We start from the raw sequence: 12,494 nt of genomic DNA on the forward strand, positions 1-12,494 counted from the left end.
ATTACTCCCCGGGTCCCGCACCGATGCCGGCTGTCGGTCCGGCGGCGCGGATGCGCTCGCGGAACTGCACCGGCAGCGGGTTGCCGGTTTCCAAGGTGACCGGCACGGCATAAGGCGCCACAACGATATTGCGCCTGGCCTGCGCTTCTGCCTCGGCCAGCAAGGCGGCGCTATGCTCCAGGCTGGGCGCGATGGCGGCCTGCTCGATGGCGCGGGTCCAGCTATTCACCTTGGTGAGATAGACCACATCGCCGCTGGCGAGATCGTTGGCGGTGACGATTTGCGGATTGCTGACCAGTTTGGGGGCTTTGGCCATGGGGGCTGTTCCTTAAGCGATACGCCGCTGGTTTTGCGGAATTTCTGTGGCACGGGCTTTCGCCGCCACCTCGCCGATGATCAACAAGGTGGGGCCATCGCCATGGCGCAAGGCCATTGCCGGCAATTCGGCCAGCGCGCCCACCGACACGACCTGATCGGGGCGCGAACCGTTTTCGATCAGCGCTACCGGCAAAGCCGGCGACACACCGCGCCCCAACAGGCGCTGGCGGATGCTTTCGGCCTGGCTGAGGCCCATATACACCGCCACCGTATGGCCGGGGCCGACGCGCTGGGTCCAATCCAGTTCGCCGGCCTCGCTGCCCGGTTTGTTATGACCGGTAACGAGCGTGAGGGACGACGACAGGTCGCGGTGCGTCAGCGGAATGCCGGCGGCAGCCGCGCAACCGAGTGCGGCCGTGATGCCAGGCACCACCGTTACGCTGATGCCATGGGCTTGCAGATAGTCCGCTTCCTCGCCGCCGCGACCGAACACGAAGGGATCGCCGGCCTTCAGCCGCACCACGCGCTTGCCTTCGCGCGCTGCCTGCAACAGCAGGGCGTTGATATCGTCCTGCTTCATCGAATGGCGGCCCATGCGCTTGCCCACCGGCACCCGATCGGCATCGCGGCGGGCGCGCTCCAGCAGCGCGGGGGCCACCAGATCGTCGTGGAAGATCACATCGGCATTCAGCAAAGCCTGCTGGGCCGCGATGGTGAGCAGGTCCGGATCGCCCGGCCCTGCACCCACCAGATGCACCACACCCTCTGCCGCCTGCTGCGCGCCATTCAACTGCCGAAGCATGGTTTCGCGCGCGGCCGCACCATCGCCGGCCAAGGCCTGTTGCGCGGCGGGGCCGTCGAATACCCGGCGCCAGAAACGCCGGCGCGAATCCGCGTCAGGCAGCACGCGCTTCACGGCAAAGCGAAAATCCCCGGCCAGTTTCGCCAGGTCGCCCAGGCGGGCCGGCAGCATGGCCTCGATCTGCAGGCGGATACGGCTGGCCAGCATGGGGGCCGCGCCATGGCTGGCGATGCCGATGGTGATGTCGCCACGCTCCACGATGGCCGGCACGGTGAAATCCGACAGGTCGGCGCGGTCCACCACATTGATCAGCACGCCGCGCACCCGGGCGGCCACGGCTGCCGCCTCGGCCAGGCCGGGTTCCTCGGCGGCGACGATGGCGAAGCGGACATTATCCATATGCTCGGGGCGGAACGCCTCGCGCCGCCAGCAGATCGTGCCGGCCTGGGCATGGCCCTCGATCTCGGCCACCGCATCGGCGGCCACCAGGGTGACCGCAGCCTCGGATTTCAGCAGCAGGCGCAGCTTGCGGGCGGCCTGCTCGCCGCCGCCCACCAGCAGCACCGGGCGGCTGCGAAAATCGATAAAAGCTGGAAAAAACGACATTTTTGGGGCTCCAACGGTAGCTGGCGACCGCGTAAGCGACCGCCCCACCGTGGACGTAATATTTTACACTCAATGACCATAGTCAATTGAGTTTTACATAAAATCATAAATAAATATATTTTTATACTTTATTTAAATGTGAATATAAAATTCTCCTGTTTTTCAGCACTAATCACTTAGATGTGGCAACGAATACCCCATCCCAGCTCTCGCCCGGCGGCTCGGCGCGGAAGAATTCCACCCGTTCCTGATAGAGATCGTAAAGCCCGTCCAGGTCCGGCCGGATGCCACGCAGGTCCGGCAGCGCGGCCGCCACCCCGTCCCAATCCTGGGCCCGGTAGGCGGCCAGCATGGCGTCGTGGCGGACCGTGAAATCCTTGAATGGCTGGCTCTCGGCCTCGGTGGCATCACCCAGCAGGGCGAAGATGCGCACGGCCTCCTTCTTGCCCTTCACGGCTATCAGGTCGAGTTCCAGGGCGGCCCAGCCGGGCGCCGCCCTGCGGGTGAGTTCGCCGATCACCACGCCCACGCCATAGGTTTTGGACTGGCCTTCCAGGCGCGAGGCCAGGTTCACCGCATCGCCCAACACCGAATAATCGAAGCGCTGCTCGGAGCCCATATTGCCCACCACGCATTCGCCGGTATTCAGCCCGATGCCGATATTGATGCCGATGAAGGGGCGCTGTTCGGCCTCGGCTTCAGCCTTCAATTCGGCATTCAGCAGCTTGAGACGGGCGAACATGGTGAGCGCGGATTCGCAGGCATGCTCGGCATGGCGGGGATCGTCCAGCGGCGCATTCCAGAACGCCATGATGCAATCGCCCATGTATTTGTCGATGGTGCCCTGGCGCGCCAGGATCACATCGGTCATCGGCGTGAGGAAGCGGTTGATCAGCTTGGTGAGCCCCTGCGGATTGCCCTTGAACTGCTCGGATACCGCAGTGAAACCACGGATATCGCAGAACAGGAAGGTCATGTCGCGGGTTTCGCCGCCCAACCGCAGGCGGGTGGGATCGGCGGCCAATTGCTCGACCAGCGCGGGCGAGAGATATTGCGCGAATGCGCCGCGCACCTGCTTCTTTTCGGCCTCTGTGCGCAGATAGCCGGTGAGCGACCCGGACAGATAGACCGCGAACCCGATCAGGCTGGGCGTGACCGGATCGACCAGCAGCAGATGCTGGCGATAGCCATACCAGGACAGCCCGATCGCCAGCACGATGGCACTGGCGCCGATCACCGCCGACCACATCGCACCGCTGCGCGCCAACAGCAGGATCAACCCCAGGCCGAGCGCCACGGTGAACAGCCATTCCGCCCCGGCAGCCCAATCCGGCCGTTGCAGAAAATGCCCCAGCAGAATCTGCTCGGTTGCCTGGGCATGGGCCTCCACGCCGGGCATCACCGGATTGATCGGCGACGGCCGAATATCGCGCAGACCCGAGGCAGAGGTGCCGATCAGCACGATATGGCCATCCAGCAATTGCGGATCGACTTCATCGGCCAGCAATTTCCACACCGGCACATAGCGTTCCGGCACCGGCAGGGTGAAATGCACCGGCAATTCGCCCGTGGCATTGGTGGGCACCTCGAAATTGCCGATGCGGATGGTGTTGATGCCCGAGGCCGCACCGAGCGCGGTTTCGCCGCTGGCGCCGGAGGATTTCACCACATAGGAGCGCGCCCGCTGCGCCACCCGCAGCCCCTCGGCGGCGATGCTGGGATAGAGCTGGTCGCCCATCTTGAACAGCAGCGGCACCGAGCGGATGACCAGATCGCGGCCGGGATGGAAGTTGAACGAGCCATTGCCGGCCGAGGCGTCTTCCAGAATTTTCAGAGTGGGCACCGCCCCCATGAAATCGCCGGACAGGAACTGGCGCGGATTGTCGCCGGCAGCGGCAAAGCCGGCCCGGGCGCGCGGCTTGGCGCCGTTATTTTCGCTGACCAGCACGAAGCCGGTAACCACATTTTCCGCCTGGCCAATAATCTGCGCCAGCATGGCGTCATGATCGGGCAGGCCCGCCAGTTTCTCGGCCAGATCGTCGGCCCGATCCTCGACCTGGGAAAACCGCTGCCAGATTTTGCTTACTTCGCTGGGCGAGGTGCGGTCCGGCTCGGAAAACACCACGTCGAAAACCGTGGCGGCCGCACCGGCATTGGCCAGCCGGGCGATGATTTCGGCCACCAATGTGCGCGGCCAGGGCCATTGCAGGCCCAGTTTTTCGATGCTTTCGTCGTCGATATCGAGAATGCGCACCGGCACCGGCTGGTATTCGCGGGGCGCCAGGCGCTGATAATAGTCAAACACCGTGGTACGGAAATCGACAATCAGACCGGCCGGATCGAAAGCACGCCAGAACAACGCCAGCACCAGCAACATTGCAGGAATAATGCTGACCAAATGTTTCGAAAAACGCATGCCGTTCCCCCAAAAATACCGCCTCATCCCCCAGGCGAGGTATTCTTATAATCCGCGGATTAGGCTATGCGATAGGCATCGTTTTGCCTATACTGGCTTTGGGGGACTCATTCTACTTCGGCGAGAACCTTCCTCAGCGACTGCTGCCTAAGCGGCGACGGGCCTGTGGTCGCCATAAGCACATCAGGCAGTCAAAAGCACATTAATTCGGGCACGACCAAGCTCATGCAGATTTTCCGCCAAGCGCCAGCCGATACTGCCTTCCATCGCATCCGCCCATTGCTTGCCGCTATGCTGCTGCTGCTATGCGGCCTTACGTTGCAGCCCGCGCCTGCCGCGGCGCAGGAGATTCAGGCCAGCGAGGAATACGACAAGGCCTTTCAGGCCATGCTGGCCGATCCCGGCAATCTGGACAAAACCTTTGCCTATGCCGAACAGGCGATCAAGGCAGGCGATCTAGAAGGCGCGGTCGCGGCGCTGGAGCGCATGCTGTTCGTCAACCCGAACCTGCCGCGCATCCGGCTGGAACTCGGCGTGCTGTATTTCCGCCTGGGTTCGTATGAAGCCGCGCGGTCTTATCTGATGAGCGCGGTGGAATCACCCAACACGCCGCCGGAAGTGCGCTCCAAGGTGGATGCCTTCATGGCGGAAATCGAAAAGCGCAAATCGCCGCATAAATGGTCGGGTTCGCTATTCGGCGGCCTGCGCTGGCAATCCAATGCCAACACCGCCTCGGCCACCGGCAATGTGCTGGTGGGCGGCTTCAGCGCCGTGCTGGATTCGCAATTCACCCAGAAGCGCGACTGGAACAGCTTTGCCGCGCTGAACGTGAAGCATAGCTACGAAATGTCGGAAGCCAGCACCGACACCTGGGACACCACGCTGACCAATTACATCGCGCGCCAGTTCCGCCAGGAAACCGTGGATGTGTCGCTGGTCGAAATCACCTCCGGGCCGAATTACAAATTGTTCCCGGGCAGCGACATGGATCCGACCTTCCGGCCTTATGCGCTGCTAAGCTATGTGGCCATCGACGACGTGCGCGATTTCTTCGCGCCGGGCCTGGGCGCCAGCCTGGGCCTGACCTTGACGCCGCAATTGCTGTTCGAGGTGAGCGCCGAATTGCGCGACCGCCGTTTCCGCGACAGCTTCAAGAGCCCGAACAAAAGCGACCGCGACGGACTGGAGCGCAGCCTGCGCTCGCGCCTGCTCTATGCCGTGAACCAGGATTTCAGCCTGAATGCCGGCATCAGCCTGGTGAAGCAGGAAACCGAAGCCGACCCGCAGACCAATCTGGAATATGCCTTCACGGCGGGCGCCAGCTATAATTTCGATGCGCCCTTCGGCCTGACCAGCCAGCGCTGGACCGCGATTGCCAGCGCCACCCGCGCCTTCACTGCCTATCAGGAACCCGATAACACCATCGATCCATTCATCACGCGTTTCGACAAGGATTGGCGCTTCTCGCTGACCCAGGCGATTCCGCTCAACCAATCCTGGACCTTTGTGGGCGTGCTGTCGCGCACCTTGCGCGGCTCGTCGCTGCCCAACAACCAATACACCAACGACAGCGTCATGTTCGGCGCCAGCGTTCGGTTCTGAACGGAGGGAAGCCATGCAGATCTTCCGCGCGCAAGTTGACCGCAAATCTTCGGCCGCATCGCAGCCGCGTTCGCTGATGCGCCATCTGGCCCTGGCGGCACTGCCTGCCTTCGCCCTGCTGCATCCTGCTTTGGCACCCGCACCGGCGCTGGCCGCCGGCGAAAGCATCGGCGTGGCCGCCGCCGTGAACCCGGATGCCACCGGCCAGCCGCCGGCGATGGACAAGCGCATCATCGAAGTCGGCACCAATATGCTGGTGGATGAAAAAGTGGTGACTGGCCCGAATGGCCAGGCCCAGTTGATCTTCCGCGACGGCAGCGCTTTTTCCATCGGCCCCAACAGCGAATTGACGCTGGATAAATTCGTTTACGACCCCGCAAAGGGCAGCGGCGAAATCGCGCTGTCGGTCACCAAGGGCGTATTCCGTTTCGTGGGCGGCAAGATTTCCAAAGACAATCCGGTGCAGATCAAGGCCGGCAGCGCCACCATGGGCATTCGCGGCGGCATTGCCACCTTGAACATCAATCCGGGCCAGCCGGTGGTGGCGCGCTTCCTGTTCGGCCGCGAAATGTCGATGACGCAGAATGGCGTGACCCAGGTGACCACACGGCCGGGCACCGCCATCGATGTGCTGCCAGGCGCGCCGCCCAGCCCGCCGCGCACCGTATCGGCGCAGGAAATGCGCGAATCCTCCAGCCAACTGGAATCCAGCGGCGGCGGACAACAACAGCAGCAACAAGGCGGGGGACAGCAAGGCGGCGGACAGCAAGGCGGCCCGCCGCCGGGCGGCGCTATCGAATCGCGGCTGGACAGCAGCGGCGTCAGCAACTCCAATTCCGCACCGCCGCCCGCCGGCATCGCACCCGTTGGGCCGCCGCCGCCGCCGGCCCAGCGCGCCGCCAATCCGCCGGCCGGGTTGAACCCGCAGACCCAAAGCGCCACGCAAAGCGCCAACCAGTCGGTGAGCAACAATCAGGCCAGCACCAGCAATCAGGCGGCGCAGAATACCGTATCCACGCCCACCTTCTCGCAGCAATTGGGGCGTCTTGGCCGCTTCATCTTCGGCAATGGCAGCACGGCCGAACCCTATACCGGATTCAATGCCGGCACGCTGTCGGTTTCGATCAATGACGAATACAGCCAGACGCCGTCGCAATATGCCGGACTGAGCAATGGCGCCCAATGGCGCGTCACTGTAGACGGCACCTCGCTGGTGCCTGAAACCACCACCCTGACTCTGCCGAGCCAGAGCGGCTTTTTCAGCCTGTCGAGCATCACCAATCCCTATGGCACCTTCAGCGGCATCGGCTATGCCAGCCCGGCGCGCGATTTCTATTTCTACGGCCTGCAATCCGGCGCGGATACGAAGATGCTGCTGACCGCCGGCGTGCCCACCACGCCGACCAACTTCACCAAGACCGGCCTGGCCGCCTATACCATGCTGGGCGGGCTGAACGCGATTCCCCTGATCGGCGAAGTGGTGCCCAATGCGGATACCGCCTTGCGCAATTCCGCCGTCTATTCGCCGCTCTATGCAGCCTATAACGAACATCTGACGCCCACCGAAATCGCCGGCAGCGACCAACGCTCGGTGCTGTTGCAGGCCTCCATCGGCATTTCCGGCCAAGGCGCCAGCCAAACCTCTTTCCTTGCCGGCACCACCGGTCAGTTCGGCGTGGATGGGCAAAGCGGCGAAGTGGTCGCGCTGGGCGGCGTGGCGGGTTCTTATATGCGCAGCGGAAGCGGCAACAACGCCACCGCGCTGCGCGGCGATCTTTCCACTCTCGCGGTGAATGGAGACCATTCGGCGGCGTTCGGCAGCAGTGGGCAATACCTGGTGCTGTCCACCGACAAGCTGACGCCCAATACCGGCACCAACAGTTACGACCGCACCTCGCAACTGGGCATTGCCACGCCGCAAGAAGCCACCGCGCCGTATGATGTGGCCTTCGTGGACGTTGCGGTGCGCAGCACCACCACGCCCAGCATCGTTACCGCCACGCCGCGCAGCTCGCAAACCCTGCAGGGCTATGCCTCGGGCATGATACAGCGCATGGACGCCAATAACATTCCGTTTCCCAACGACAGGCTTTTGCAAGCGCAAGGCATCGGCGCGATGGGCCTGACGGTGATCACCGACGCCACCACGAACCGCGCCCAGGCCACGATGAATCTGGAGGGCGACAGCAATCCCTATTCTCTCGAATTCGGCGGCGTAACCGGCGCATTGGATGCGCGCTCGGCCTTCGTGAACGATAAGCTCTACGCCCTGCGTGAATCGGCAACCACCAACAGCACGGCGGCTTCAGACCCGGTGACGAATCAAACCAGCCTGATGGTTTCGTCGTCGGTGGCCAATGTGGATGCCGGCTTCCTGCCCAATGGCGTGAATTTCTGTTCCGATTGCGATGGCGTCACCTGGGGCTGGTGGTTCAGCAATTTCAAGGAAAGCGACGGCACTGGCAACAACATCCATCTCGGCACCTACATGACCGGCCTGTTGCCCTCGCTGCCCTCGATCCCGCAAACCGGCACCGCGCGTTTCGGCGGCCACGCCATCGGCAACGTGCAGAATACAGGCAACCGCTATATCGCGGTGGGCAATTTCGATGCCTCTTGGAATTTCGGCAGCCGCGTCGGCATGTTCAAGATCAGCGATTTCGACAGCCTGAGCCTTTATGGCAATGGCAACTCCGCCAATGGCCGGGATTTTTACGGCTCGCTTTCTGGCAGCAACATGAGCGGCGGTTTCGAGGGATCGTTCTTCGAGGGAGGCGGCAATGCCGCCCGCTATATGGGCGGACAATTCGACATCAGCGGCCCGGATTATACTGCCGGCGGCACGTTCGTTGCCGGCAGCAATGCTTCGGCTGCGGTGAACAACCTTTATGCCCAGGGCTGGCGCGGCCATTACTACCGCTACAATCTCGACACCGACACGCCGAGCAAAAGCCAATACCCCTATAGCGGCTTCAACAACATGAATTTGGGGATCACCCCGACCGCGCTTTACAATTCACCGGTTTCCGGCGTCAGCCGCATCGGCGATTCCTGGTTCCGCATCACCACTGCAGCCGGCGATTTCTTCTTCAATTCCCAAACCAATTCATCCCCGACATCCGTCGGCTATTCCAACACCTATTCGCCGTTCGACGACTACACCACCAGCACCACCCAGGAAGGCACGATGTATTATCCCGATTCGGGGATTTTCTTCTTCGCCTCGCTGGCCGACAGCACCAATCCCAACAACAGCCGCACCGTGGTTTATGCCGGCCAGCCCACCACCATGGCGCAATTCCCCACCACCGGCATGGCCGCGCATAACCTGCTGTTCCCCGGCACCGCGCTGCCCTTCGTGCCCGGCCAATATGCCAGCCAGATGCTTACGCTGGCCGCCAACACCGAGATATCGCCGATCTATTCGGTTTATAATCCGAACATCACCGGCGCCAGCCTGGCCAGTTCGCCGCAGCGCAGCGTTTTCCTGCAGGCCTCAATCGGCATTTACGGCCAGGGCAGCAGCCAGCAGAGCCTGTTGATTGGCAGCACCGGCATCTACAGCCAGGAAGGCAGCCAGCAGAGCGTGATGCTGACCGGCGGCGTGCGCGGATCGGTGCGCGACGATGCCAACGACACCACCGTGCGCGTGGCAGGCGGCGTGGCCTCGGCCAGCACCGGCAACGGCAACGCGATCTATGGCAGCAATGCCGACCATATCGTGCTGGCACCCGACAGCTCGTCTTACAATAGCAGCACGCAGACCACCAACCGCATCGATCAAACCGGTTTCCTGCAGCCGCATGACCAACTGAGCGGCGAGGATTATTACTACAATATCGTGGCCAACCGGCAGGCTACGCTGCCCGCCACGCTCACCGATCCGACGCGCACCACCCGCACCCTGCACGGCTACGCCGCCGCGATGGTGGAAGGCCGCACCAGCGCCAATGTGGCGCTGCCGCAGGATTACGCGCTCACCAGCGCTGCCTCGGCGGGAGGCTTCACTCTCACCACCAATGCCACCACCAACCGCGCCGATGCCATCATGGTTCTAACCGGTAGCGGGCAGAATTACGGGCTGCATTTCGGCTCGCAAGGCAGTGAGAGCGGCTCTTCCGCCTTCATCAACGACGAGGTGTTCGGCCTGCGTGAAGCCACCTCCACATCCAGCCAGGTGAATGGCGTGGACGTGACCGCCCGCAGCCTCATGGTGACCCACGCCCTGGGCACGGTCAGCAACAGCGCGTTGGGCAGCGTTACGCTATGCTCTTGCGAATATCTGCAATGGGGCTGGTGGATCACCGATATCACCCATAATGGCGCGGGCAGCGCCACGCCCGGCCAGCGCGACCGCGTGCATATGGCCAGTTGGGTGGCCGGCGATTTGCCAGGGCTGGCGGAAATTCCGGTCACAGGCACCGCCAGTTTCAGCGGCCACGCGACCGCCAACGTAAACAACAATGGCAGTCGCTATGTCGCCTTCGGCAGCTTCAGCCAAAGCTGGAATTTCGCCACCCAGGCCGGCAACGTCACCATTTCCAATTTCGATGGCATCGCACCGATCACCGGCGCGGTGACCGCCGGCAATGGCCGCGACTTCTCCGGCACGCTGAGCGCCACCGGCGGCTATACCGGCAGCCTGAACGGATCGTTCTTCAAGGGCGGCGGCGATCCAACGAAATCTTCAGGCGGCAATTTCAGCCTGAACAATACCAGCTATAGCGCGGCAGGCACCTTCGCCGCGCAGAAACTGCCGCCATGATGGCCGGGATGGTTTGAAGCTTTAGGGCTTTACGCGCTTCACCTCGGGCCTTCATGCGGCCCACTGCACGCCGCTCAAACGGGCCGCTGCCCACCGCTCAAACGGGCCGCTGCCCACCGCTCAAACGGGCCGCTGCCCGCTGGCTAGCAGCCAATCTTTTTTCCAGCATCGGCGCCATCACCACTTTGAGGGTGGACACCACGTCCTCGCCCGCGCCCTTGGGCGAACCGGCCGCAAAGGGCGGCGCCGGATCGTATTCGATGCTGAGCTGAATCGCCTTGGCCATGGTTTCGCCATGGATCTGCGCGGCCAGCGCCAACGCGAAATCGATGCCTGCGGTAACGCCGCCGCCAGTGGCGCGGTTACGGTCGATCACATACCGCGCATCCACCGGCTCGGCCCCGAACAGCGCCAGCTGGTCGCGCGAGGCCCAATGGCAGGCCGCCTTGTAACCATCCAGCAAGCCGGCAGCGGCCAGCACCAACGAGCCGGTGCAGACCGACGTGACCCATTTGGCGCCGGCCGCCTGCTTGCGCAGGAAATCCAGCACCTCATCATCCTCCATCAGGTCGATCTGGCCGGGGCCGCCGGGAACGCAGATCACATCCAGTTGCGGCGCCTCGCTCAACGCCATGCTGGGCAGGATGTTCATGCCGCGATCGCAGGTGATCGGCTGGGTATCCTTCCACAGCAGATAGGTGCGCGCGCCCGGCATGCGGGCGAAAACCTCGAACGGGCCAGTGAGATCAAGCTGCGTCAGACGCGGAAACAGCAGCAAACCGATATGCATAAGGTGACTCTCCCGGCGTTGTTGTTTTGTCTAGTGTAAAACAAACGCTTCCGATCCTGCCAGGGCTTTGCCGGCGGAGATTTCAGGCGCAAACTACGGGCAAAATCGCAGGAGCGCCCGCATGTCTCGCTTCGAAACGCCGTTCGTGCAACGCCTGAGGTTGCTGCATCCGCTGGTGCAGGCCCCGATGGCCGGCGAAACCGCTACCGTGGAACTCACCCTGGCCGCCAGCCGCGCCGGTGCGCTGGGCAGCCTGGGCGCGGCCTATTTCACCCCGCAGCGGCTGCGCGATTCGATTCGCGCGCTGAAGGCAGGCACCGAACGGGCCTTTGCCGTGAACCTGTTCATCCCGGTGCCATGGAGCCGCGATCCGATGCGCGAGGCCGCCTATGCTGCCGAAATCGCCAAAGCCCATGCCACGCTGAAATTGCCGCCGCCGGAACCGCCCCAGGCGTTCGAGGAAAATTTCGATGCGCAGATCGCCGTGGTGCTGGAAGAGGCACCGCCGGTTTTCAGTTGCACCTTCGGCGCGCCGGATGCCGCATTGGTGAAGGCGCTGCAGGCGCGGGATATATATGTGATCGGCACCGCCACCCATCCGGCGGAAGCGCGCGAACTGGAACGCCGCGGCGTGGATGCGATCCTGGCGCAAGGCGCGGAAGCCGGCGGCCATCGCGGCACATTCCTCAAGCCCTTCGAGCAGGCGATGATCGGCAGCATGGCCCTGGTGCCGCTGCTGGTGGATGCCGTGCGCCTGCCGGTGATCGCCGCCGGCGGCATCGGCGATGGCCGAGGCGTGGCTGCCGCGCTTTGCCTGGGCGCCCAGGCGGCGGCACTCGGCAGCAGCTTTCTGCTGGCCGAGGAATGCGGCACCAGCGCCGCCTATCGCGCCGCGCTGCAAAGCGTAAATAACACCGGAGGCGACCTTGAGACCGCCATCACCCGTGCCTTCTCCGGCCGGCCGGCACGTGGCCTGCGCAACCGCTTTTTGGAGCAGATCGAAGGCCGCGAAAACCTGCTGCCGGATTATCCGATCCCCAATGCCTGGAGCCGGCCGATGCGCCAGGCCGCCGCTAAGCAGAGCGACGCGGAATATCTTTCGCTCTGGGCCGGACAGGCCGCCAAACTGGCGCGGCCGGAAAAAGCAGCCGAGATCATCGCGCGGGTGATGCAGCAGGCCCATACCTGCTTCTGA

The 12,494-nt window shown here is 63.4% G+C and carries 7 protein-coding genes; 3 read left to right on the forward strand and 4 right to left on the reverse strand.

What is annotated here, in order from left to right:
* Position 1 precedes the first annotated feature (1 nt).
* The 3 genes from KF827_RS10160 to KF827_RS10170 all read right to left on the reverse strand — a co-directional run bounded on the left by KF827_RS10160 (position 2) and on the right by KF827_RS10170 (position 4,142).
* A complete protein-coding gene (locus KF827_RS10160) occupies positions 2-316 on the reverse strand; it encodes a DUF2849 domain-containing protein (RefSeq protein ID WP_291004419.1) in 315 nt (104 codons plus the stop codon).
* 12 nt (positions 317-328) lie between these two features.
* Positions 329-1,726, reverse strand: a complete 1,398-nt coding sequence (gene cysG, locus KF827_RS10165) for a siroheme synthase CysG (RefSeq protein WP_291004422.1) — start codon at positions 1,724-1,726, stop codon at positions 329-331.
* Between the two features lie 172 nt (positions 1,727-1,898).
* Positions 1,899-4,142, reverse strand: coding sequence for an adenylate/guanylate cyclase domain-containing protein (locus tag KF827_RS10170; protein WP_291004425.1), 2,244 nt, complete (start codon positions 4,140-4,142; stop codon positions 1,899-1,901).
* 225 nt (positions 4,143-4,367) lie between these two features.
* Here KF827_RS10170 and KF827_RS10175 point away from each other — a divergent pair, with 225 nt between their 5' ends.
* Positions 4,368-5,744, forward strand: a complete 1,377-nt coding sequence (locus tag KF827_RS10175) for a tetratricopeptide repeat protein (protein ID WP_291004428.1) — start codon at positions 4,368-4,370, stop codon at positions 5,742-5,744.
* 13 nt (positions 5,745-5,757) lie between these two features.
* Positions 5,758-10,509 (forward strand): FecR domain-containing protein, encoded by a 4,752-nt coding sequence (locus tag KF827_RS10180; RefSeq protein ID WP_291004431.1) that lies wholly within the window; start codon positions 5,758-5,760, stop codon positions 10,507-10,509.
* Between the two features lie 97 nt (positions 10,510-10,606).
* Here the strand turns inward: KF827_RS10180 and KF827_RS10185 are convergent, their stop codons facing one another.
* Positions 10,607-11,299, reverse strand: coding sequence for a DJ-1/PfpI family protein (locus tag KF827_RS10185; RefSeq protein WP_291004433.1), 693 nt, complete (start codon positions 11,297-11,299; stop codon positions 10,607-10,609).
* A gap of 121 nt (positions 11,300-11,420) precedes the next feature.
* Here KF827_RS10185 and KF827_RS10190 point away from each other — a divergent pair, with 121 nt between their 5' ends.
* Positions 11,421-12,494: a nitronate monooxygenase gene (locus KF827_RS10190; RefSeq protein WP_291004436.1), complete on the forward strand. Its 1,074-nt coding sequence runs from the start codon at positions 11,421-11,423 to the stop codon at positions 12,492-12,494.

Origin of the sequence: Ferrovibrio sp. (genome assembly GCF_019636075.1) — a bacterium.
Classification (GTDB): domain Bacteria; phylum Pseudomonadota; class Alphaproteobacteria; order Ferrovibrionales; family Ferrovibrionaceae; genus Ferrovibrio.

Excerpts from the sequence above, each read along its gene's own strand:
- KF827_RS10160 (WP_291004419.1), bottom strand. The coding sequence starts at position 316 with ATGGCCAAAGCCCCCAAACTGGTCAGCAATCCGCAAATCGTCACCGCC.
- cysG (WP_291004422.1), bottom strand. The coding sequence starts at position 1,726 with ATGTCGTTTTTTCCAGCTTTTATCGATTTTCGCAGCCGCCCGGTGCTG.
- KF827_RS10170 (WP_291004425.1), bottom strand. The coding sequence starts at position 4,142 with ATGCGTTTTTCGAAACATTTGGTCAGCATTATTCCTGCAATGTTGCTG.
- KF827_RS10175 (WP_291004428.1), top strand. The coding sequence starts at position 4,368 with ATGCAGATTTTCCGCCAAGCGCCAGCCGATACTGCCTTCCATCGCATC.
- KF827_RS10180 (WP_291004431.1), top strand. The coding sequence starts at position 5,758 with ATGCAGATCTTCCGCGCGCAAGTTGACCGCAAATCTTCGGCCGCATCG.
- KF827_RS10185 (WP_291004433.1), bottom strand. The coding sequence starts at position 11,299 with ATGCATATCGGTTTGCTGCTGTTTCCGCGTCTGACGCAGCTTGATCTC.
- KF827_RS10190 (WP_291004436.1), top strand. The coding sequence starts at position 11,421 with ATGTCTCGCTTCGAAACGCCGTTCGTGCAACGCCTGAGGTTGCTGCAT.